The organism is Peribacillus sp. SIMBA_075 (assembly GCF_046534585.1).
Window position 1 is genome coordinate 66,743 of the sequence record NZ_JAWRYN010000013.1, and the last position, 23,691, is coordinate 90,433.

At 34.6% G+C, this 23,691-nt stretch carries 19 protein-coding genes and 2 pseudogenes; 17 read left to right on the plus strand and 4 right to left on the minus strand.

What is annotated here, in order from left to right:
* Nucleotides 1-189 precede the first annotated feature (189 nt).
* Nucleotides 190-825, minus strand: a complete 636-nt coding sequence (locus SB775_RS12245) for a FadR/GntR family transcriptional regulator (protein ID WP_410861752.1) — start codon at nt 823-825, stop codon at nt 190-192.
* 318 nt (nt 826-1,143) lie between these two features.
* On the opposite strand from SB775_RS12245, the gene SB775_RS12250 reads away from it, so the two are divergent.
* The 12 genes and pseudogenes from SB775_RS12250 (at nt 1,144) to SB775_RS12305 (ending at nt 13,216) form a co-directional block, all read left to right on the plus strand.
* Nucleotides 1,144-1,854 carry a FadR/GntR family transcriptional regulator gene (locus tag SB775_RS12250; RefSeq protein ID WP_410861753.1) on the plus strand — a complete coding sequence of 237 codons (711 nt, stop codon included), beginning with the start codon at nt 1,144-1,146 and terminating at the stop codon, nt 1,852-1,854.
* A gap of 547 nt (nt 1,855-2,401) precedes the next feature.
* Nucleotides 2,402-3,289 carry a fumarylacetoacetate hydrolase family protein gene (locus tag SB775_RS12255; RefSeq protein ID WP_410861754.1) on the plus strand — a complete coding sequence of 296 codons (888 nt, stop codon included), beginning with the start codon at nt 2,402-2,404 and terminating at the stop codon, nt 3,287-3,289.
* Between the two features lie 2 nt (nt 3,290-3,291).
* Nucleotides 3,292-4,077, plus strand: a complete 786-nt coding sequence (locus SB775_RS12260) for an SDR family oxidoreductase (protein WP_318684132.1) — start codon at nt 3,292-3,294, stop codon at nt 4,075-4,077.
* Nucleotides 4,078-4,260: 183 nt separating this feature from the next.
* Complete coding sequence (locus SB775_RS12265; RefSeq protein ID WP_410861755.1) at nt 4,261-5,430, plus strand: pyridoxal phosphate-dependent aminotransferase; 1,170 nt, start codon at nt 4,261-4,263, stop codon at nt 5,428-5,430.
* Between the two features lie 41 nt (nt 5,431-5,471).
* Entirely contained in the window at nt 5,472-6,722 is a 1,251-nt protein-coding gene (locus SB775_RS12270) for a dicarboxylate/amino acid:cation symporter (protein ID WP_410861756.1), read from the plus strand.
* Between the two features lie 219 nt (nt 6,723-6,941).
* A pseudogene (gene gdhA / locus SB775_RS12275) lies at nt 6,942-8,317 on the plus strand (NADP-specific glutamate dehydrogenase).
* 90 nt (nt 8,318-8,407) lie between these two features.
* Nucleotides 8,408-9,000: pseudogene (locus SB775_RS12280) on the plus strand (fumarylacetoacetate hydrolase family protein).
* 354 nt (nt 9,001-9,354) lie between these two features.
* Entirely contained in the window at nt 9,355-9,783 is a 429-nt protein-coding gene (locus SB775_RS12285; RefSeq protein ID WP_410861757.1) for a MarR family winged helix-turn-helix transcriptional regulator, read from the plus strand.
* Between the two features lie 311 nt (nt 9,784-10,094).
* Entirely contained in the window at nt 10,095-11,123 is a 1,029-nt protein-coding gene (locus SB775_RS12290) for an NADH:flavin oxidoreductase/NADH oxidase (RefSeq protein WP_410861758.1), read from the plus strand.
* 41 nt (nt 11,124-11,164) lie between these two features.
* Nucleotides 11,165-11,908: an SDR family oxidoreductase gene (locus tag SB775_RS12295; protein ID WP_410861759.1), complete on the plus strand. Its 744-nt coding sequence runs from the start codon at nt 11,165-11,167 to the stop codon at nt 11,906-11,908.
* 196 nt (nt 11,909-12,104) lie between these two features.
* The gene (locus SB775_RS12300) at nt 12,105-12,740 is read left to right on the plus strand and encodes an NAD(P)H-binding protein (RefSeq protein ID WP_410861760.1); all 636 of its coding nucleotides are present in this window, start codon (nt 12,105-12,107) and stop codon (nt 12,738-12,740) included.
* 101 nt (nt 12,741-12,841) lie between these two features.
* Nucleotides 12,842-13,216, plus strand: coding sequence for a nuclear transport factor 2 family protein (locus SB775_RS12305; RefSeq protein WP_318684112.1), 375 nt, complete (start codon nt 12,842-12,844; stop codon nt 13,214-13,216).
* 338 nt (nt 13,217-13,554) lie between these two features.
* On the opposite strand, the gene SB775_RS12310 is transcribed toward SB775_RS12305, so the two are convergent.
* Nucleotides 13,555-14,040: a peptidoglycan-binding domain-containing protein gene (locus SB775_RS12310; protein WP_141133661.1), complete on the minus strand. Its 486-nt coding sequence runs from the start codon at nt 14,038-14,040 to the stop codon at nt 13,555-13,557.
* Between the two features lie 430 nt (nt 14,041-14,470).
* Entirely contained in the window at nt 14,471-15,994 is a 1,524-nt protein-coding gene (locus SB775_RS12315; protein ID WP_410861761.1) for an L-lactate permease, read from the minus strand.
* Nucleotides 15,995-16,360: 366 nt separating this feature from the next.
* Between SB775_RS12315 and SB775_RS12320 the strand changes: the two genes are divergently transcribed.
* Entirely contained in the window at nt 16,361-16,921 is a 561-nt protein-coding gene (locus tag SB775_RS12320; protein WP_410861762.1) for a helix-turn-helix domain-containing protein, read from the plus strand.
* Between the two features lie 352 nt (nt 16,922-17,273).
* On the opposite strand, the gene SB775_RS12325 is transcribed toward SB775_RS12320, so the two are convergent.
* Nucleotides 17,274-18,053 carry a M15 family metallopeptidase gene (locus SB775_RS12325; protein WP_410861763.1) on the minus strand — a complete coding sequence of 260 codons (780 nt, stop codon included), beginning with the start codon at nt 18,051-18,053 and terminating at the stop codon, nt 17,274-17,276.
* Nucleotides 18,054-18,870: 817 nt separating this feature from the next.
* Here SB775_RS12325 and SB775_RS12330 point away from each other — a divergent pair.
* From SB775_RS12330 to cntA, 4 genes are all read left to right on the plus strand, one after another.
* Nucleotides 18,871-19,704: a histidine racemase CntK family protein gene (locus SB775_RS12330; protein ID WP_410861764.1), complete on the plus strand. Its 834-nt coding sequence runs from the start codon at nt 18,871-18,873 to the stop codon at nt 19,702-19,704.
* A 28-nt stretch (nt 19,705-19,732) separates the two neighbouring features.
* Nucleotides 19,733-20,527, plus strand: coding sequence for a class I SAM-dependent methyltransferase (locus SB775_RS12335; protein ID WP_410861765.1), 795 nt, complete (start codon nt 19,733-19,735; stop codon nt 20,525-20,527).
* Nucleotides 20,528-20,557: 30 nt separating this feature from the next.
* Nucleotides 20,558-21,868 (plus strand): opine metallophore biosynthesis dehydrogenase, encoded by a 1,311-nt coding sequence (locus tag SB775_RS12340; RefSeq protein WP_410861766.1) that lies wholly within the window; start codon nt 20,558-20,560, stop codon nt 21,866-21,868.
* Nucleotides 21,869-22,004: 136 nt separating this feature from the next.
* Nucleotides 22,005-23,627: a staphylopine-dependent metal ABC transporter substrate-binding lipoprotein gene (cntA, locus tag SB775_RS12345; protein ID WP_410861767.1), complete on the plus strand. Its 1,623-nt coding sequence runs from the start codon at nt 22,005-22,007 to the stop codon at nt 23,625-23,627.
* Nucleotides 23,628-23,691: the final 64 nt, after the last annotated feature.

Consider the following 23,691-nt stretch of genomic DNA (forward strand, 5'->3'; position numbering starts at 1 on the left):
AGGTGCTTTATTAAAAGGAGTTAATAAGGCAGCTTTCTTTCTTTGCAACTAAAGGTATGCAATAACCCCCTCTTCAGAATGAGAAGATGGGGCTTCTCTTATGTAAAAAATTGATTCATTAACCTTATGATCACTTGTCTTAAGTAAAGGTTAATCTTATTTCCTTCATATTAGGTTGGAGGGTTCGTTTTACTTGGATAATTCATGAAATAATTCCTTTAATCTTGTCTCATTTCTTTCTAAATAACAGCAAAAAAAGACATTAAATTGAATGTTCAATTTAAGGGTACTAAAATAATTATTTTCTTCTAATACGCTATAATTATTTAACCATAAGGAAAGGAAAAATGGATTTTGCAAACCGGTAGCAATGTATTCTATCCATTTTGGGAAATCAGACCAGAAATCACCTGTGAATTTAAGGACTGATGTGTACTCAATTAATTCCTTATTTGATAAACCAAGAGAGAGGGATAGTGAGACAATCTGCTCGGAACACATAATAAATACCTCGTAGTAATTTTGTAGATATGTGTGGTCCAGCTGTTGTTTTATTAATTGTGATGGAATTAAAAATGGAGGTGAATTAGATACAAAAGTTCCCTCTCCCTGTCTCGAATCGAGGTATCCTAAAAGTTCAAGACTTCTAATACCTTCCCTGATGGATGAACGACTGACCCCTAATAATTCACTTAAATTTCGTTCTGTAGGAATTTTGGCCCCCTCAGATAGTTGCTCGGATTCAATATATTCAACAAGTTGAGTTATGACCTGCTGATACATTTTGGGGGGCTGTTGAATTTTATAACTTCTATTACCTTTCACTTATTAAACCTCCTGGCTATTAGATCATTAACACTTGAATGAATATTATTTAATTAATTGCTGACTAAATCGAGTTATGATTCACTTTTATAGATTTAATCAAATAAAATAAAAGTACTTATGAAGTGCATTTTTTTAAAAAAACTACTACAGATATTCTCAATACCATAATTGGATTATAAATCCCTACATATATCCATTCCTCTTTACCTGTTATGTAAATTATATATGATTATATAGTATAATAATATTAGTAATAAATGATACTTTAAAATGGGGTAAGCATATTATCTTAGAAGTAATAAAGAGGTGATAAGATTGGTACTTAAAAATATTAAGAAAAAGAATTTATATGAAGAGATTATCTCTGAAATTATTCAGTATATTCAGGAAGAAAATATGAAACCGGGTGATAAGCTCCCTACTGAAAATGAATTCGTAGAAATTTTTCAGGTAAGTAAAACAGCTATTAGAGAGGCGCTTAGTGTTCTTGTAGCTAAAGGGATTATAGAAAAGCGTTCAGGGGTTGGCAGTATATTGAAAGGGATAAATGGTAGTACCTTTATTGAACCCATCACCCAGAAGCTTATGATGGAAGAACAAACGCTAAAAGAAATTCTTGAGTTCCGTAGAGGAGTAGAAGTAGAGTCTGCTGCACTAGCAGCCCAAAGAGCTACTATCGAGCAACTGGAATCAATTGAAAATGCCCACTTAGAATTGATTGAAGTGAATCGAAATGGAGGAATTGGGATAGAAGAGGATTATCGCTTTCATTCTTTAATTATTATTTCCTCTGGAAACTCTATCTATCAAACCATATTTGATATGATTTCTCCAACATTTTTAGAAGCTTTAAAAGTCAGTAAGAATCAATCCAAGAGGTTATCAAAATCATATTTGGAAGAGACTCACCAAGAACATGGACGAATCCTTAATGCCTTAAAGAAAAGGGATGCAGTAGAAGCTCGATTAGCAATGCTTGATCATCTCGAAAAAAATGAAAAGAAAATTTGGAACAATGAGCTTTAGTTTTTTTCTTTTTAAAAGGTAAGACCATAATAACTTCTTCTTTTTGTAAAACTTTTATTTAATGTATTTTTGAACTTGCAATGTAATATTGTAAATTATATAACATTTTAAGGTGACCACTTAAAAGCAGCCAAGGGTAAAAAGTACTTGGCTGCTTTCAATTTTAAGAACCTGCCATTGTAATTAATTATATTTATATAAAAGACATTACGGAATTATTAATGAAAATGTTTAATAATTAACTTACGAAAGGAAGGAATGGGCGGATATTTGAATATAGCCCATTCCCTCATTATAAATTCAAAGAGTGGACAAAAAATAATGTTGACCACTTTAATAACCTTCTATCAGTAATTCGATAGAAGGTTACTGCTTTTAAAAAAAGTAAAACATCATTATTATCTCGACTCATATACAAATCAGTTAAAAAATAAATACTTTACAAATATTAAATGTCTGTTTATTATGAAAATATATAAAATACTATGGTCAGACCATAGTATTTTATTAAAAAGTAAATCTGCATAAAAAACAAAGGAGGAATTTTATGAAATTAGCAACAATTCAACGAAATGGAGAAGAAATGGCTGGGCTTGTAGCTCATGAAGGAATTTTGTTGATAGAAGATTTAAATACTAATTTTAATATGGAATGGTCAACAGACTTATTTGAAATAATTACTTCTAGCCAATTAGATGGAATTAAACAATGGTATTACTCAGAAGGAAAAGAAAAAGTCGCAGAACTAGGAGAAATTCTAATTCCTTTTCAAGAAGTAGAGTATGCACCTCTATATCGTCAGCCGAGAAAAATTTGGGGTATTGGTTTGAATTATGTAGAGCATGCAGCTGATTTAAACGAAAAAGCACCGAATACAGAACCTGCAAGCTTTCTTAAACCGGATACTACGATTATCGGTCCCAATGATACGATCAAAATTCCTTTGCAATCTGAGAGAACAACAGGAGAAGCAGAGCTTGGAATTGTAATTGGAAAGGAGTGTAAAGATGTTTCTGAAGAAGATGCCCCAAATGTAATTGCTGGTTTTACTACCATTATTGATATGACAGCAGAAGATATTTTACAGAGAAATCCAAGATATTTGACTCGATCGAAAAGTTTCGATACATTTTTTAGTTTTGGTCCTCACCTGGTTACACCTGAAGAAGTTGAAGAAGTAGTAAATTTAAATGTTTCTACCGTTATTAACGGAGAGGTTCATCGGAAAAACATTGTTTCTAACATGTCATTTCTTCCTTGGCATTTAGTATCTTTCCACTCTAAAGTTATGAAATTATTACCTGGTGATATCATCTCTACTGGTACTCCAGGAGCTGTCGTCATACGTGATGGTGACATCATAGAATGTCATATCGATGGGTTTGAAAAGCTAGTTAATCATGTAAAAGATTTAAAGATTAATGGAGGTAACTGACAATGGAAATGAATCTTACAAATAAAGCTGCACTTGTTGTTGCATCAAGCCAAGGACTGGGAAAGGCTATTGCAACACAACTAGTCAAGGAAGGCGTCAACGTCATGCTAACAAGCAGGGACAGCGTAAAATTAAAAGAATTACAGCATGAACTTCACTCTTTGGGTAAAGGAAGGGTTGAATATTGTCAGGCTGATATTACAAATGTAGATGATATCCGTATGTTAGTTAGGAAAACGGCTGAGACATTTGATGGAATCGATATTTTAATTAATAACGCAGGAGGACCTCCTAGTGGTAAGTTTGAACAATTCTCCGATGAAGATTGGGAAAAGGCATTTGAATTAAATTTGTTAAGCTATATCCGTTTAATTCGTGAAGCTTTACCACATCTCAAGAAACAAGGAGGACGCATTATCAACCTAGCTTCTTCATCAATTAAGCAACCTATACCGGGACTTATACTATCTAATACCTTTCGGTTAGGAATTGTAGGATTAACTAAAACTCTTGCTGAGGAATTAGCTCCATTTAATATACTGATTAACACGGTTGCACCGGGTAGAATTGCAACAGACCGAGTGGCATTCCTGGATCAAATTAAAGCCGATAAACTGGGCACTACACGTGAAGAAGTGGCAAAAGCATCTCAAGAAACGATCCTGCTGAAGCGTTATGGAACTCCAGAAGAGTTTGCCAATGTGGTGACATTCTTGGTATCAGATGCAAGCACATATATGACAGGAAGTTCCTTCTTAGTTGATGGGGGTATGTTAAAGTCCATCTAAGAATAACAAAGGATTTGTCATTTTCGTAGTAGATGGTTAGGATGCAGTGCTTATAAACGAAACCATACTTAGGTTGAAAAAGAATGTCAGTCAGAAGTTAGATTAAAAAGCAGTGATATTAAGGTCAATACCGAAAATATCACAAAAAAATTTATCCTGATAAATATGAGGAGATGTATGAATTTGCAAAGTGCTACGATGCTACAAGCATTGCCAGAGTCAAAAACTCTTTCAATTTTAAATAAAGTTACGCTTCTTAAACAAGAAGGTCACGATATCATTAATTTGGCTGGAGGAGATCCAGACTTTAATACACCAAAAATGATTATTGAAGAAGCAGAAAAGGCCATAAAATTAGGGATGACACACTATGTAAGCAATAATGGAATTCCAGAGTTACGTAATGAAATCGCTCAAAAGTTAAAAATTGAAAATGGAGTCAACTATGACCCTTCCCAAATTATTGTAACGGCGGGGGGGAAACCAGCGTTATATGTTGCTTTAAAAAGCATAATAAATCCTGGTGACGAAGTATTGGTTATCAATCCAGCATGGGTAAGCTTTGAACCGTTAATAACTATGGTTGGTGGACATGCAGTTTCAGTAGATTTAAATCCAGATGATCATTTTAAACTTACAAAAGATTTACTGGATGCTGCTTGTACTGAGCGGACAAAAGCCATTATTGTAAATAACCCAAATAACCCAACTGGTAGAGTACTAACTAATGAGGAATTCCATAATCTTAGGGATGTTGTGATAGAGAAAGACTTAATTATTATTGCAGATGAAGTTTATGAAAAGTTGGTTTATGGAACACATCAATTTACTTCGCTTGCGCGTATTCCTGGTCTTGAAAATCGAACCATTACAGTGCAAAGTTTTTCTAAGGGGCATGCAATGACTGGATGGAGGTTAGGTTATTTGGCATTGCCAAATGAACTTGTTTCCGCTGCTTCAAATATACAAGGGCATCTCGCCACATGCACTCCCGCATTTATCCAAAAAGCAGGAGTCGTAGCTCTTAAGGAAGCTAAGGAAGAAGTAGAATACATGCGTGGCATATATGATAAACGTATGAATCGAGTAGTGACTTATCTAAATCAAATTCCGGGTGTTATATGTCCTCATCCTGAAGGCGCTTTTTATGTTTTTCCAGAAATCAAATTTCGCAATTTCGATTCAATTGAACTTGCCAATTATCTTCTGGATGAAGCTAAGGTAGCAGTTACACCAGGAATAGCATTTGGCCCTAGCTATTTGCACAACATTCGAATTTCATGTGCTATGTCCGAAGGGGAACTTGAGGAAGCATTAAGACGCATAGAAAAAGCACTTACTAAGATAGCGTAAGCTAATCCAAACCACACCTTATTATTGAAAGGGGATAGGTAATGCAAGCTCTTAGAAGAATTCCTTTATGGCTCCAGATTTCCATTGCTCTGGTATTAGGTTTATGTTTAGGTTCGGTAAGTAAAACCATAGGGATAGAAGCAAAAATTTTAGGTGATGCTTTTATTCATATGATTAAGATGACAATTGTACCATTGATTTTCCCTCTAATCATATTAGGGATTGCTCAAATAAAATCAACCGGATCACTAGGTAGGCTTTCTCTTAAAGCCATTATCTATTTTGAAATTGTTACAACTTTAATCATCGTTATGTCCTTACTGCTTGCTAACATGGTGGACCTTGGAGTTGGAGCTGATTTATCAAGAGGAAATATGAAAGCTCTAGAGGAACTTGAGGTAAATAAAATTGACTTTAGAGAGTTTATTCTACATATAATACCTTCTAATATATTTGTAGCTTTTTCAGAAGGTAATATATTAGCCATTGTCTACTTTGGTGTTTTCTTTGGCTTGGCTTTACGTTCCCTGAAGGGAAAAGCAAAACCTATAGAAGATGTCCTTGAGGCCCTTTCCAAAGTAATGTTTAAGGTTTTGGATTATGTCATTAAATTTTCTCCACTCGGTGTTTTTGGTTCTATTGCTTATAGTATGGCTACTTACGGTTTCGAAAAGTTAAGTACGCTGATTGATTTAATATTAGTTACTTATGCTGGACTAGCCATTGTTTTATTAATCATTTTCCCCATTATTGCTCGCATCTATAGTATTCGGTACTGGGAGTTACTTAATGAAATAAAAGATTTATTATTAATTGCTTTTACAACACGGAGCTCCGAATCTGTATTTGCCCCTCTTACAGCACGTTTAGAAGGATATGGTGTCAAAAATTCAGTAGTATCTTTTGTATTGCCTCTTGGCTACTCATTTAACCTCGATGGTGGAATGGTCTACATGGCTCCTGCTATTTTGTTTTTAGCTAATGCCTACGATATTCATCTCTCTCTATTAGAGCAGGTTCACATTATTCTTTTACTTATGCTACTTACAAAGGGTGTTGCTTCCGTTCCTTCAGGAGTAATTGTAGTGTTGACAAGTGTTTCTGTTGTAATAGGTTTGCCAATGGAAGGTATTGCATTACTGATGGCCGTTGATTTCATAATGGATATGACGCGAACTGCGACTAATGTGGTAGGGAATGCATTGGCTACAGTAGTTATAGCCAAATCGGAAGGAATGTTTCACAAAAAAGAATTCGTAGTAGCTGAACAAGAGAAAATAACAGGCTCTTAAGACTTGAGCAAACTTCTCTCGTATATTCATGCTATGCCACTTCAATGAATATTCAATTTTTTTAATTCTGATGTAAGCGCCTTCTTAACAACGTGATGTTTATCTAATATACAGATTGTTTCTTTCGACTTTAATTTATATGAAACAAACACTTACAAGCCTATATAAATACAAGGAAATTTTCCCTGTCTATATAACAAAATAAGGAGTGGAAAAGAAATGATAACATCACAAGAAGTAGGAAAAGGTGATCTACAAGTGGCTAAAGAATTTGTAAGCCAAGTGTACGCACAAGTAAAAGAGCGTAATCCCCATGAAAGTGAATTCCATCAAGCAGTGAAGGAAATTTTCCTTTCATTAGTTCCAGTTTTTGCAAAACATCCAGCCTATATGAAAAAAGGGATTTTAGAAAGACTCGTGGAACCGGAAAAAATGATTATCTTCCGTGTCCCTTGGGTTGATGACCTTGGGTATGTACAAGTGAACCGTGGTTACCGCGTGCAGTTCAACAGCGCAATCGGACCATACAAAGGTGGTCTGCGTTTCCACCCGACAGTTAATGCTAGTATCATCAAGTTCCTTGGTTTCGAGCAATCTTTAAAAACTCTCTTACAGGACAACCTATCGGCGGCGGGAAAGGCGGATCTGACTTCGATCCAAAAGGAAAATCAGACGATGAAATCATGCGTTTTTGCCAAAGCTTTATGTCAGAACTAGGTCGGTATATCGGACCGGACAAGGATGTACCAGCTGGAGATATCGGAGTTGGAGCAAGAGAAATAGGGTATCTATTCGGTCAGTATAAAAAGATGCAAGGAAGCTATTACGCAGGTACTGGTAAAGGGATAAGTTATGGCGGTAGCTTTGCCCGTACGGAAGCTACTGGATACGGAACGGTTTACTTCGTCGAAGAAATGCTAAAAGATAAAGGATTGCAGTTCCATGGAAGCACTGTCGTTGTTTCAGGATCTGGTAATGTATCTATTTATGCAATCGAAAAAGCTACACAGTTGGGGGCTAAAGTAGTTGCTTGCAGTGACTCCAATGGTTACATTTACGATAAAAATGGCCTAAACCTAGATACAGTTAAACGCTTAAAAGAAGTAGAAAGAAAACGTCTGACTGAGTATGTCATTGCTCATCCGGAAGCCGAATACAATGAAGGAAGTTACGGTATCTGGTCTGTTTCTTGCGACATCGCCCTTCCGTGTGCAACACAAAATGAGATTGATGAAGAAGGAGCAAAATTGCTGGTTAAAAACAACGTGAAGGCAGTAGGCGAAGGTGCCAACATGCCTTCCACCCTTGAGGCTATTGACATATTCCTCAATAATGGCATCTTATTCGGACCGGCTAAAGCTGCCAATGCGGGTGGCGTTGCCGTTTCTGCACTTGAAATGGCTCAAAACAGTGCTAGAATGCCTTGGACATTTGAGGATGTCGATGCCAAACTTCACGGTATCATGAAAAACATTTATAAAAACAGTGTAGAAGCATCAGAAACATACGGTGAGCCTGGCAATTTAGTTGTCGGGGCAAACATTGCTGGTTTCCTTAAAGTAGCAGATGCTATGTTGATTCAGGGTATACTTTAAAGATAAGGTCATGTAAAAGGCGGCCGCATATGTACCGCCTTTTTTAAAAAATTCAGTAAATTTTCTTAAAAGAAAAGAGTGTGCTTAATAATGAAAGACATAAAAAATATTTATTGTGTAGGTCGAAACTATGCTTTGCATGCAAAAGAGTTAAATAATGAAGTACCAACTTCCCCTTTTTTATTTTCAAAACCAACTCATTCGCTTGTAGTAGTAAATGGTCAATCAATTACATTACCGAGTAATCAGGGTTCCATTCACTTTGAAACTGAACTTGTCATACATATCTAAAAGCAGTACGAATCAGGAATGAAAGTAGATGAAATAGTAGATGCCATGGCCATTGGGTTGGATTTAACACTTAGAGATGTTCAAGCACAGTTAAAACAAAAGTAGCATCCTTGGCTTTTGGCAAAAGGATTTAAAAACTCAGCTGTTGTTAGTGAATTTATTCCGTTTAAGGGTGTCGAAGCATGTAAACAAGTAGATTTTTCTCTGTTTAAAAATGGAGAGCGTGTACAAGTGGGAAATATTAAAGACTTACTTTTCGATTTACAAACAATTATAGAATATACAGCAGAGCATTTTGGGATTGGGGAAGGAGATATTATACTCCAAGTGGCGTCGGTCCTCTTTCAGATCAGGACAAGCTTTCACTAAACTGGGGTGGAAATGAAATGTGAGCCTGTTCAATCACATTATAACCATGAAGAAGAGCAGTCATTTTTGACTGCTCTTCTTCATGGTTATAACTCATTTTTAATCAAATAGAAGAAACTTGTCTAAAATGATAAGAAACCATATAACGTACTTGGGTAATAAGGATATATAGAAAAGGAATGGGGAACTCCCCCATTTAAGTTGAAAATATGGCACGTACTTTTTAAAAAGTTTGACCATTAAAACCTGGCTTTGGTAAAATGAATTCTTAATGAGGTATTATAGAACAGAGTCTTGAGCATTATAATTTAGTGCAAAACGAAAATAATTAAAGTGCCCTATTATAATTATATAAGGATAGAACAGGTGGAATATACATGAAAAACAACCAAGAAAATGATTATTTAGATTACTGGCTTTCCATTACTAATATTCAAATGAGCATATCTAATGAGCTAGAAAGTGCATTGCAAAAAAATCATACCCTATCATTAAAAGAGTTTTACGTTCTATACTATTTATCTAAAACCAGCGATAAACAATTGAGGTTACAGCAATTACAAGAGATGGTAGGGTTAAGCCAAAGTGCGATATCAAGGCTGGTAGGCAGGCTCGAAGCAAAAAGTTGTGGAGCTTTACAAAGACATATATGTGAAGATGATCGTAGAGGTATCTACACACGTTTAACTCCATTAGGTGAAGAAAAACTAGAGAGAGCCTTGAATACTTTTCATAAAATTCTTGACTCTGCTTTTTCAAAAGGAAATCTTCAACGTGAATTACAATCTTTAATGCAAAAATTATAGTAGGGTTCTTACATTTTTTAAGTAATATAAGTAAAGTTGGGTATTTTTTTATAACTAGGAGGATGATCTTTATTTAAATCTGAGTGTGGTATGTTTTTTATTCATCCTATCCGTTAGATTTATAATATGTACTTTTAGGTTGACATAGAGAAATGGTTAATGTTAAATTAGATGCACGCACATGCATTTAATTTGGTAAAAAAATGAATGCATGCGCATGCATCTGAGTGAGATTTATATGTTTAATCACACTAAACGTATAGTTTCGACATGCATGAAACATCATTTTTTTTAAAAAGGAGAGTTATAGAATGGAACATTTATTTAGTCCCTATAAGTTAAAAGGAATGGAGTTGAAAAATCGCATTGTGATGTCTCCAATGTGTCAATATTCTGTTGAAAGTAAAGATGGAATAGCTACTGAATGGCACTACCTACACTATGTAAATAGAGCTATCGGTGGAGCTGGTTTTATTATGATTGAAATGACAGATGTCGAACCAGATGGCCGCATTTCAGACTTTGACTTAGGGTTATGGTCAGACGAACAAATTCCGGCTTTAGCTAGAATTGTAGAAGCTTGTCACCGTTACGGCGCCAAAGTAGGCATTCAAATTGCACATGCTGGCCGCAAGGCAGAAGACGCTGAAGTACCAGTTGGCCCTTCAGCTATCCCATTTGATGAAAAATCAAAAACACCTAGAGCTCTTTCAACAGATGAAGTCAAAGAAATTGTGGAAAAATTCCGTAAGGCGGTACAACGTGCGGTAAAAGCAGGATTTGATGTTATTGAAATTCACGGAGCTCATGGCTACTTAATTCATCAATTTCATTCTCCGTTAACGAATAAACGAGACGATGAGTATGGAAAAGACCTTACGAAATTTGGTCGAGAAATTCTTGAAGCAGCTAAAGCTGAGATGCCAGAAGATATGCCATTAATGATGCGTATATCTGCTAAGGAATATGTAGAAGGTGGATATGACATTAACGGAAGTATCGAATTTGCGAAAGAATATCAAAATGCAGGAGTAGATATTTTTGATATCTCTTCAGGTGGTGAAGGTCCGATTGCTGCTTGGGGGAAACCGGGTACACATGCAGCTTATCAAGTGCCATTAGCTCGAGAAATAAAAAAAGCTCTTAATGTTCCCGTAATTGCCGTGGGAAGATTAGATGATCCTACATTGGCAAACACTGTAATTGGAAATGAAGAAGCAGATTTAGTGGCTGTTGGCCGAGGTATGTTACGTAATCCTCACTGGGCATTAGAAGCTGCAGCTACATTGAAAAAAGAGACTACTGTGCCTACACAGTACGCTGATGGTTTTAGAAGATAAATAGAAATGAGAAAGGATAAACTTAAGGGGGAGTATAAAACATGTCATATATTCAAGACAAGGTTGTCATCATTACAGGATCTTCAAGTGGGATTGGAGCGGCAACAGCGCTTTATCTTGCGAAGAATGGAGCTTCTGTCATTATAGCTGCCAGAAATGAAGAGAAACTAAAAAATCTAACAGAGCGAATCAATAAAGAAGGGGGGACAGCTTCTTACAAAGTGACAAATGTTACCGTCAAAGAAGACGTTCAATCTCTCGTAGACTTTACAATAGATAAATTCGGAAGAGTTGATACGTTAATTAACAGTGCAGGCATGATGTTGTTCTCAATGTGGGATAACGCTCATGTAGACGAATGGGAAACGATGATTGACCTTAACATAAAAGGTGTGCTGTATGGAGTAGCTGCGGTCCTTCCTCATATGAAGACACAAGGAAGTGGACAAATCATTAATGTAGGTTCCGTTGCCGGTCATGCGATTGGTGAAGGTCATGGCGTGTATAGTTCTACGAAGTATGCAGTAAGAGCGATTACCGAAAGTCTACGTAAAGAGGTGTCGGTCAAACATAATATTCAGGCTGTTTTAGTCTCACCAGGTGTCATTGCAACTAATTGGCAGGATACAGTGACAGATGAAGATGTAGCGCCCGTACTTAAAGAGCTAAACAAAGTGGCCATTGATGTAGACTATGTAGCTGAAACGATTGGATTTGTGGTTAACAAGCCTGCAAACGTTATGATTAATGATGTAATTGTCACACCTACAACACAGGTATGGTAATGAGGTATTTCAAATGAAAGACTTCGGGTCGAAAGCAAAGAGAGCTAATTTACCATACTTGTTTTGTCTATAGGAATTAGACAATGAGTTTTACACTTATAGTTTGTTTTATGAATAGGGTAAAATGACATTAATATGGTCTGACCATATTAATATAATAATAATAAAAATACTTCATTTTTTGGGAGGTTTTTTCGTGAAGGTATTAGTAGTAGGAGCTAATGGTCGAGTAGGTTCACATCTTGTTGATAAATTAGTTAAAAATGGACATTTTGTTTACGCAGGAACTAGAAAAGATAATCTCACAAGCAGTTCGAACAATGTTCGTAATGTGTATATAGATTTATTAGCTAGCTCTGAAGTAATAGCTGAGAATATGTATGATGCAGAAGCTATTTTCTTTGTAGCGGGTTCTAGAGGGAAAGATTTATTGAAGATTGACTTAAATGGTGCTGTCAAAGTGATGCGCGCTGCTGAAAACAAGAAAGTAAACAGATTTATCATGCTAAGTTCAGTTTTTGCTTTAAATCAAGACAAATGGAATGAGTCATTTCTAAAAGATTTAACAAATTATAATATTGCCAAACATTTTGCTGATCATTGGCTGATTAATAATACTAAGCTAGACTATACAATCTTACAGCCTGGTGTTTTAAAAGAGGAGCCGGGTTCTGGAAAAATAGAGGTCAATATTGATTATCCTGGTGATAATGCTATAGAAAATGTAGTGGACACGTTAGTTCAAAGTTTGCAAGATCCTAATACCATTGGAAAAGTCATCACAATGAGTGATGGTAAAACGCCAATATCAGATGCCTTGCGAAATGTATAAGAATAGCTTTTATAGGTGCTAATCAAATAAAAAAAGCTTGAGGTAGAAAACTTTATTATTGTTAAATGGACTATTTATAACTTAAAGGGGATTGAGTGAAAATGAGCAAAACAACAGTAAAAGATTACGATGAAATCACTGCAGTGGTGAATAAGTATATTGAAGGCCTTATTACAGGGAACAAAGAAGTGGCGAAGCAAGCTTTTCATAAAGATGCAACGATGTACGGTTACAACACAACTGATGGCTTTCTAGGAGGATCTATTCAAAATTTATGGGGCTTTATGGATAAAGCTGGTCCTGCAAAGAATCTTAAATCAAGGGTTGATATTCTAGATGTTGAAGGAACGATTGCTTCTGTTCGTATAAGTTTAGAGAATGATGCATATGGCGAATCATACACTGATTTTCAGCAATTACTTAAACTAGACGGTGAATGGATCATCATTTCGAAATTATTCCATCTGCATTCGTAAAAAGTAATATTTAAATAGAATCATAAGCCTGCCTCAAAAATAGAGATTGCCGACTGTTTTAGGGGGGATTAAAACCTTTTAAACAGTAAAATCGGTGATCATTATGGGTGAAAAAGCAGACAAAAATTCGGTTTTAACCCAAAAAAGCAGAAAGCGCATATTTCTTAATGAATAGAGCCGATGATTCTTAAATAGGAATCATCGGCTCTTTATAATTAACCTGAAACTAATAGAAAGGAGACATTTAATAGAATTATCCCTCTCCTACATTGACATTGCTTGGAAGCGGACCTATCTTTTAGCCTCATTTAACTAATAAGGGCTTCCTACCTGATTATTTAATTCGCATACAGGCGATATTGGTCACTTAATGTATCTCCATTACCGTAAATATAGGCTTTTGACCCTGATGTATAAGAAGAATCGTCGTACTTCCATTTGATTCTGAGACCCATGTACCCGCCTGCTCCATAGGTGTTCTCACCATTCTTTTTAATATATTGCGAGAAACTGGTCCACGTCTTGGGGCCAACCACACCATCCACTATCAGATGGTTTTCTTTTTGATATTTCTTTACACCCGCTTCGGTTTTCGGCCCAAAAATCCCATCAACGTCAACAACTGCTGAATCAGTATAAAAACCCATGACATTAAGGATATACTGCATATTTTTGACTTCCACCCCATGAGTGTCCTTCCGCAAAATCGAGTTTTTATCCCAGCTTTGCGGGTGGTGAAATCCTCCAGCAGATGCTGAAGCGGTGGAAAAGGATATCCCCAGGGCTATTGTTAATACTATCAAACAGGTAAGTAATTTCTTCAAAGCGCCATCTCCCTTTTTTTGTATATTCAATACACCTTACTAGTTCCCCTCAGATTTTATATTCCCCTTCCGACAAATGTCCTGTTTATTGTGAAACTGCTAAACAAACATAGTCACCAGTAGGAACACGAAATAGGAAAGTTGTAGGAACAATAGAGAAAATCCTTAAAGCTTTAATAGAAGAAACTCGTCAAAAAGAAGCCTTTGCACAACTGCAGCAAAGGTGTTTTAGGTAGATTCTCCCATTTCCTTTTATTAAAATGGCTAAAAGACTTTCATCAACAATATCTTTTTTAAAGTGTTCAAATGATTATGCTTACTATGCGAAATTTTATCAATAAAGTCGACCAATATTTAGAGATTGTAAGCTTTTTTTATCAATCTATAAACTTAAAGTTCCACTTATAGTATGTTTAATGGTCTCTTGTATTTAAAACCAAAAATCAAAAACCAAAAAGCCAACAGACAAAATAATTATTAATAATATTGCTCCAAGAACTATTATGGACATCTTTCTTAGTAAACGATTTTCTTCGGATTCAATTCCACATAATGATGCACCTAACATAATTCTAGAGGGGCTGGCCATAGTTGAATGAGAAGAGCTCGTATTTTGAATACTAGCAATTAAATTTAATGGCAATCCGGTTTTCTTAGCAGTTTCAACTTGTAGTTGAGTAAACATAGCATTTGATCCTGTATTACTTCCCGTAAGAAATCCTCCAATTCCTCCAATAAAAGGAGAGACAAATATAAACATACTTCCGAAAATTAAACCTGCAGCATCAGCAATCGCAAATGTCATATTTGCTGTAGTCATTAGTTGAGAAATTGCTACAAATGCTGTGGTGGAAATTACAAAGGGAACCCATTGTTTTATAGAAATTTTAAGCGAACTCCAAATAATGCTTTTAGAGATTTTGAAAATGAATATGGTATATAAACATGTAATAAAAAGCCAAAATCCTGGTGAGTAAAGTAATGCTAATGAAAATGAAAAGGAAGGTAATTCAATGACAAAATGTGATTCTAGAAATTTTTTTATTGACGGTATAAGTCTTGAAATGAAAATTAATATGGTAAGTATTAAATAAGGACTCATAATCTTGATGATGTTCAAATTTGTACCGTTATTTTCAGATACAGAGGTTTCGATAACGGTTTCATTTATCATTTTTAATGATGAAGAATTTTTTATCTTTATAACCAGTAACCCGATACTACTAGTAACCAATGAACTGAGTACCCCGGCTAGTTCAACACTAACAAAAGCATTAAATAGAAATATTGAAATAGAAAAGATAACTGAAAGTAAAAGGATTTCCTTCCATCTATATTTTATTGCGTCTTTACCCCCAGCTAAATAAACAGCAATTAATAAAAAATATATAAAAACAGGGATGCTTATAATAGCAGTTCCTGTACCAAGTTCCTGAAGGGGAATTCCCCCAATTTGTGCCCCGATTACTGTTCCCGTGGATAATGCTCCCCAGGGGACTGCAAGTAAACTAACAAGTCCAATAGATGCTGCTTTCATAGGACTAAACCCTAAAGCAATTAAAATGGGTGCTACAATCATAAATGCTATTCCAAAGCCACTCGTTGATTCTAAAAGTGGAGAAAGCCCTATAACTAATAGAATGACTTGCAAAATTTGATCAGTTGTCACTTCTGAAAGAAAAGAAGCAATTGCACGAATTCCGCCAGTATTATTAATTAGATGAAAAAAGAGTATACCAAAGAATAAAACATACGCTGCTACAAAGGAAATTAAAAATCCTTTAAAGGAGGCATGTAAAGTACTTTCTACTGTTATATGGTAACTAGGATATACCAAAATAATTAGCAGTGTAACAATGTAAGATAAGAGTCCAGACCGGAGAGATGTTTGTTTAAAAACAAATAAAAGTACAAATATACATATAAAAGGCAATAAGGCTATTATTAGATTCATAATGATCATCCTTTCGAAATTGAAAAAATACGTTTACGCTATATATAGCGTAAACGTTTAAATTTATGAAATGTCACTATATAAAGCTTGCAACCATCAACAAATATTTTTGTAGTCATTTAAATAACCTTCTTTTCTTTTTTTAGAAATTAAATTAATTAAAAATTAAAATCCCTATTATCTACTTTGAATATTCAGACTTTATCAAGTGAAGACATTTAGACTTAGTTGTGCAATAATGACCCTTATTTTTACTCTCTTTGATTTTATTAACAAATTCACTATAGTGAATTTGATTCCATGATAAATCCGTTATAAACTAAAGTCAAGAATTAAATTCACTATAGTAGAATGCAGGGGGTTTTTATGGAATTTTCAACTAATGTAAAAAATGTAAGGAAGTCAAAAGGCTACACACTAGAAGAACTAGCTAAAAAGTCGGGAGTTAGTAAGTCTATGTTATCTCAGATTGAAAGAGGTGATAAAAATCCAACAATTCATGTTGCTTCACAAATTGCGGAAGCACTAGATGTAACAATATCGTCTTTGTTGGGGGAGGATCAAAAAAGAAGTGTGTCTATCATTCGTTCGAGTAACAGATTAATATATAAGGACGAAAACACAAAGTTCGAAAGACATCTTTTATCACCGCCGGCTAATGATATTGAATTCATTTTAAATAAAATTCCTCCTTTAGAGGAAACCGGAATTTTTCCACCTCATAAAAAGGGTGTAGAGGAATACATCTATGTTTTAAAAGGAAAAATACAAATTGAATTAGGTGAGGAACCTGAAATTTATACGTTAGAAGAAGGGGATTCAATATATTTTGAAGCAGATATAGACCATAGGTTTCTGAATTTATCAGAAGAAGAGTGTAATTACTTTTTAATAATTAATTCAACTAAAAAAAATATGTATAGATAACTTCGTTAATAAATAGTGGTGTACTTAAAAAACTATAAAAAGAATACATGCTTATAAGCTGAACTGCCCCGTAAATGTTAGTTTGGTGTCTAACATTTACGGGGCAGTTCACTTTTGCCTACAGTCTTTTTTGTTTTAAAATAATTTCTTTAGCTTCATCTAAACAGTGAAAAGCTAGGAAGGGCACATTTAACATCGCACTTGTTTCTTTTGTATATACTTCGATTCCCCTTAATCTATGCTGACAATCCAAGGCATAGCAAAGGGATTAACCTTGGTAATCAGTATATAAAGTTAAGCCAACGACATCTAAAATATGATACATCGCATTTTAGATGTCGTTGGCTTAATATTACTTAGAAACGGGCTGAACATTATAGTATTCTTCGAGTGTCACCCCTTGAGCTTGAATGTCTTTTGCTATCTCTATACCTACATAACGAATATGCCAAGCCTCATATTTATAGCCTGTAATTTCTTGCTTACCTTCTGGGTAACGAATGATAAATCCAAACTCACTTGCATGTTTAGCTAACCAATCAGCCTCTTTAGTTTGACCAAAACAATCCTTAGCAGCACAAGTGCCATTAATGCCACTTACATCAATAGCCAAGCCTGTTTGGTGTTCACTGGTTCCTGGAGTTGCACTATAAGTTTTAGCCTTTTCCAGCCCATCCCTTTCTACATAATTATTAAAAACAGCTTCTTGCGTTTCCTGTGAACGAAATGCCGATACGCCAGCTAATTTAATATCGTCTTCTTCAGCCTTATGAAATAATTTTTCCAAGGCTTGCCCGGCCTCTTTGCGCATCATTCGTTTTTCGATTTTTTCCTTGAAAATAAACGGTACATTTGGATAAAAAAGGTCATCAGGTCTGTATTTATCGGGAAGTGGATTTAACTTATTTACTAAAACGGGAATGCTTTCAGGGTTTGCAGAGACTTTAATAGCCTCTTGTTGAACCGTGTTAATATTAGGTTCATTTTCCTTTGTGTTAGAAGCTGAATTTTTCTTACCTACACTTTTATCGTGTATATTATCTTCCTCTTTAGAGTTATCCTTAACTGTACAGCCTAAAGTATATAATAAAATAAATGTTAGTAAAGCTATGGTGTAAATGGATCTAAACATAGTGTGGCCCCCAGGTTCAATTTGTTACTAATCCTACTTAAAAGTTTATACAAAAATTAAACAATCGATATGTTAGGGAGGGAGAAAACAAAAATGAAGTGTCCTATCATTTAGTCTCTTATATCCATCACATTTCGATTAATCATTCAATATGAAAATAGTCAAATAGATTCCCATAGTTAAACATGAAATCGTATATCATGTATTTGTCTTTATAAATCGTAATTGTTACTATTTATAATTGGTAAAACTCACAATATCAAATAAGAAGATAAAAATCAATATCTTTAAAGTATATTCCTTCTAATTTCTGTAATGGCCACTCATCTTTTCCTTCTGTGCTTTTTAGAATTCCCCCATATATTGACGACCATAAGGTGCTGTGAAATCCCAGTTTAGCTCAGCGGATAGGTTATCATTTTGCTGTTCGACCCTTATGATAAACTCCTGGATTGGCTCATTTTTTTACTTTTGTTCAGATTTGCAAATAGGATTTTATATTACCAACAGTATCTAAGAACACCCCGACTAACTACTTAACTGCGACCTGGTTTCCCATTTCTTTTAATTCGTCTTGCTACACCGATATGTAAAGGTGAATAAAATTCAACGGGATAAACATGGAAAGAGAGAAAAATGAAAATTATGACATTGTTCAAGCAGCAATAGTGTAAAAAAACTTGACCAAATATTGACACTTTCCAACATTATGCTATAATTCATTTTGTGATTGATAATCGTAATCATTACTATTTGTGGTGAATAATACTTTATGAAGAAAGGAAAACCAAAAATATAAGTGTAGAGGGTAGTTGAGATGATTCAGGAAATAGATTTTATAAAATTTAATCCAACACAAAATATGACAATTCTTGTTAAAACTAAATATCTAGTTGAAGAGTATAAGTACATTGCTGAGAAAATCATGTCATACGACAGCGTGCATGCAGAACAAGTTGGATTTATAGAAAAGCCGATAAATAATAAAGCTGCTGCAAAGTTACATATGGCTGGAGGTGAGTTTTGTGGTAATGCATGTATGGCACTGGCAGCTTTTATAGCATCTGAAAAAGGACTAAACAATAATGATTTGGCGGAGATAATATTAGAAGCCTCAGGCACAGATAAATTAATAACATGTCAAATGAAAAGAAATTTAGAGGAATATCACTGTCTGGTTACTATGCCTATTCCTAAAAAGATAGAACAGAGAACAATAAAGTATGAGGGCAACGATTTGAATATGATTATAGTGAGATACCATGAATTTATACACATTGTGATAGAAGTGGAGGAATTTAGTAAAACAATAAGGGCGAAAGCGCAATCTTTAGCAAAGTTGCTTGGAGTAACTTTAGGTGCTAACTTGATCGGCGTTTTATTGTATAACTCGAAATCTAAGGAAATGGCTCCACTCATTTATGTCCCACATTTAGATAGTTTGATATGGGAAAGGGGGTGTGGTTCCGGTACAGCCTCCTTAGGAGCCTATTTAGCTTGGAAGAATAAAGGGGAGATTGTTACAAATATAAGGCAACCCGGTGGCGATATTAAAGTATTTGCTACTTGTCATGGAGAAGAAGTAACAAGCCTTATGATTGAAGGATCGGTTCAAATAGTAGCACAAGGCAAAGCTTTTATAGATGGTTAGTTTAAGACATTGTACTGGGGGAAAATTAATGAATGCATTAATAACTTTTCAAGAATATTTAAGTGAGTTTTCAGAAAAATTTGATGGTTTAGCAGCAAGTTATGATCATACAATCAATAATTGTTCAGAGTTAGAGAGTTTAATAGGTGACTATTCAAAATTCATAACAAACGAGACGAATAAGGAAGCTTGGAAACAACTAGAACTACAAGAATCTGCTGATTTGAATCAATTTGTGGTGAACCTAAGAAGAAAATCGGCACTTTGTGTTGCTATTATGGAGAAATATCGTGCAATCAAGCTACTGGATGGAAATAGTGAAAAGGCAGACTATTTTAAAAATGTAGAATCATGTATTGAAAAAGAATTTGGCAGTTTTCAAATTACTTCGGAGTCAAAAGTATTGTTAGTAGGATCAGGTTCATTTCCAATGACTCCATTATTAATCGCTAAGCGAACAGGGGCAGAGATTGTTGGCATAGATATTGATGATGAGGCTATTCAACTTGGACGAAACGTAGTAGAGAAATTAGGAAATGGATTAAATATTAGATTAGAAAAAATATTAGTGGAAAATCTTGATTTTACGAAAAACGTGACTCATATCATTTTTAGTTCAACTGTTGAAAATAAATATGACATATTGGATCAATTACATACATTAACGAATGAAAATGTAGTTGTTGCTATGAGGTATGGTAATCAGTTGAAGTCCTTATTTAATTTTCCATCAAAAGAGGTGGATGGGCAGAAGTGGAAGATGGTTGAAGAAATATTGCGTCCAGATCATGTGTTTGATATCGCATTGTATAAAAAAGCATAGCTTACTAATTTGTAAGAAAAGGAGGCCTTTATGAATGATATTAAGCGAGTCCTACTATTAGGCACTGGCCCAACATCTATCCAACTAGCTATGAATCTTAAAAATCAATTGAATTGCTACGTAGGAATTGTTGGGAGAGAATCTGTTCGTTCAGAAAATTTTTTTGAGGCACTTAAGGAAAGTAATCATTTAGTTCGTGTAAGCGTTCAAAATGAAAAGCATCAAACTATGCAAGGTGAATGCTTCATTGATCAAGTTTTTAGGGGTTATGGAACAATTAAGGGTGAATGGGATACTATTATTCTTGCTGTAACAACGGATGCTTATATAGAAGTATTAAAACAAATTAATAATGAGAAATTAAAACAAGTAAGGTGTATTGTTTTAATTTCACCGACTTTCGGTTCCAATAGCTTAATCAATAATTATATGAACCAGCTTAATTCAGATGCGGAAATTATCAGTTTTTCTACATATTACGGTGATACACGATGGATGCACGATAAACCTTCTAATCATGTTTTAACAACAGCAGTCAAGAAAAAAATTCATATAGGCTCTACACATTATCCATCTAAAAATGTCCAGGGACTATGTAAGTTATATGAACAATTAGGTATTACTCTTGAAACTATGAAATCTCCAATAGAAGCAGAAACGAGAAATATTTCTTTATATGTTCACCCACCGCTGTTTATGAATGATTTCACACTAAGTGCAATATTTGGAGACTTAGAAAGCAAGAAATATGTTTATAAACTTTATCCTGAGGGGCCCATTACACAATATTTAATTAGGGATATGCTGGCTCAATGGAAAGAAATCATGAATATCTTAGGGAAATTAAATATAAAAAATTTAAATCTACTTAAATTTATGACAGATGATAATTATCCCGTGAGATTGGAAAGTTTATCACGTCATGATATAGAGAATTTTAATCATTTAGAAGCTATCCATCAAGAATATTTATTATATATACGTTATACCGCACTGTTGATCGATCCTTTTTCAGAACCAGATAAGGATGGGAAATATTATGATTTTTCTGCTGTTCCAATTAGAAAAATGTTCGTCAATAGGGAAGGTTATTTGGATATCCCTAGGATGCCTAAAGAAGACTATTATCGTTTAAAAATAATTCAAGGAATTGCAAAATATTTAAATTTAAATTGTCCAACAATAGATAAATTCATTAAAACATATGAGAAAAAAATTGATAAAGTGGCTCAATCCCATGAAGATGAATTGCTATCTAATGCATTTGTTGTTCAAAGCTTTGATGGAGATTTGAATATGATATGCAGTGAAATAGGAAAAAGTATAAGCGCAAAGAAGTAGGAGTTAATAGAGTAATATACTATGTAAATAGTAATCATTTTGATTTATAAAAGCGGGATTTTTTCAATTTAGATCATATTTGACCAGTAAAAGGTGAATTAATTCAAATTAGTAAGGCTAAAGGGAGAGAAATATATTGTTAATTAAAAAATTTAAGTTAGCATCTCTAATATTTTTGGTTTTATCTATTCTAGTTGCCTGCTCTGCAGAAAAATCTAATAGTAAGAAAAAGGAAGGTGCTGATTCAACGAATAGCTCAAAAGAGTTAGTTTATGCATCAGCCAAAGATATTAATGATATGAACCCGCATCTGTATATAGGTTCAATGCCAGCTCAAGGAATGGTCTATGAATCATTGGTTGAAAATACAGAAGATGGTATTAAACCTTTGCTTGCTGAATCCTGGAAAATTTCAGAAGATGGAAAAGTATACACTTTTCATTTAAGAAAAGATGTGAAATTCCATGATGGAGAACCATTTAACGCAGAGGCAGTAAAGAAAAATATTGAGGCTGTGCAAAACAATGCAGAAAAGCATGCTTGGATTAAATTATCTACAAAAATAGAAAGTATAAATGTAGTAGATGAGTATACAGTTGATTTAGTACTGTCAGAAACCTATTATCCAACATTGGTGGAATTATCTATGACTAGACCTTACGTTTTCTTATCACCCAAAGATTTTAAAAACGGGGGAACAAAAGATGGTGTAAATGGTTACAACGGTACTGGACCATATATTCTCACTGAACATAAAATCGATGAGTATGCAACTTTTGAAGCAAATGAAAACTATTGGGGCGGCTCACCTGAAATTAAGAAGATTACTTCTAAAGTTCTTCCAGCAGGGGAAACGACATTTTTAGCTTTACAAAAAGGAGAAGTAAACTTTGTTTTTACTGATGACCGCGGTGCAGACAGTCTTGATGTCGAAGCAATGAATCAATTAGTTGATTCAGGTGATTATCAGTTGGTTAGAAGTGAACCAATGAATACGAAAATGATTGTAGCTAATAGCAGTAAATCTGATAATCCAGTAAGTGAAACAGCTGTTCGTGAAGCCATTTGGCACTCGATTGATAGAGAAACCATTAGTAAGGATATTTTAAATGGTACGGAAACAGTAGCCAATACACTATTCTCACCTAACGTCAATTATGCAGATGTCGATTTGAAGAAAAGAGGCTATGATTTAGAGAGAGCGAAAGAACTTTTAGAAGAAGCTGGCTGGAAATTAGAGGATGGTGCTGCTGTTAGAACGAAAGACGGTAACAAATTAGCCTTGCAACTTTATTATGACAGCAATTCTTCCTCCCAAAAAACCCAGGCTGAGTTTATCCAAGCATCAGTAAAAGAGATCGGTATTCAGCTAGAAATTATCGGTGAAGAGTCAACTTCAATTGCTAATAGAAGATCGACGGGTGACTATGATCTATTATTTAATCAAACATGGGGACTTGCGTATGATCCACAAAGTACAATCTCTGCTTTTACTTCTGAGGCATCTTATTTACATACTACAAGCGGTATTGCAAACTCAGATGAACTCTACAAGAAGATTGATGAAGTAATGGTGTCACCTGATGAGAAAACACGAAAATCATTATATGGGGGTATTTTGACGATTGTACATGATGAAGCAGTCTTTATTCCCATTTCAAATGGCAGTGTCACTGTAGTTGCCCCAAAAAATTTAAAAGGCATATCATTTAAGCAAACCCAATTTGAGTTACCATTTGAACTGATGAACTTTGAATAGAAATATAAATAAAAAGGGGAAGATTCCCCTTTTTATTTATGTGAAGAGTAACCTTTTAAGTATT

Bases quoted from the DNA above. Each gene is read 5' to 3' on its own strand.
- SB775_RS12315 (WP_410861761.1), bottom strand. From the start codon at position 15,994: ATGAATCTAATAATAGCCTTATTGCCTTTTATATGTATATTTGTACTT.
- SB775_RS12255 (WP_410861754.1), top strand. From the start codon at position 2,402: ATGAAATTAGCAACAATTCAACGAAATGGAGAAGAAATGGCTGGGCTT.
- SB775_RS12290 (WP_410861758.1), top strand. From the start codon at position 10,095: ATGGAACATTTATTTAGTCCCTATAAGTTAAAAGGAATGGAGTTGAAA.
- SB775_RS12305 (WP_318684112.1), top strand. From the start codon at position 12,842: ATGAGCAAAACAACAGTAAAAGATTACGATGAAATCACTGCAGTGGTG.
- SB775_RS12320 (WP_410861762.1), top strand. From the start codon at position 16,361: ATGGAATTTTCAACTAATGTAAAAAATGTAAGGAAGTCAAAAGGCTAC.
- SB775_RS12295 (WP_410861759.1), top strand. From the start codon at position 11,165: ATGTCATATATTCAAGACAAGGTTGTCATCATTACAGGATCTTCAAGT.
- SB775_RS12325 (WP_410861763.1), bottom strand. From the start codon at position 18,053: ATGTTTAGATCCATTTACACCATAGCTTTACTAACATTTATTTTATTA.
- SB775_RS12330 (WP_410861764.1), top strand. From the start codon at position 18,871: ATGATTCAGGAAATAGATTTTATAAAATTTAATCCAACACAAAATATG.
- SB775_RS12340 (WP_410861766.1), top strand. From the start codon at position 20,558: ATGAATGATATTAAGCGAGTCCTACTATTAGGCACTGGCCCAACATCT.
- SB775_RS12270 (WP_410861756.1), top strand. From the start codon at position 5,472: ATGCAAGCTCTTAGAAGAATTCCTTTATGGCTCCAGATTTCCATTGCT.
- SB775_RS12335 (WP_410861765.1), top strand. From the start codon at position 19,733: ATGAATGCATTAATAACTTTTCAAGAATATTTAAGTGAGTTTTCAGAA.
- SB775_RS12285 (WP_410861757.1), top strand. From the start codon at position 9,355: ATGAAAAACAACCAAGAAAATGATTATTTAGATTACTGGCTTTCCATT.
- SB775_RS12260 (WP_318684132.1), top strand. From the start codon at position 3,292: ATGGAAATGAATCTTACAAATAAAGCTGCACTTGTTGTTGCATCAAGC.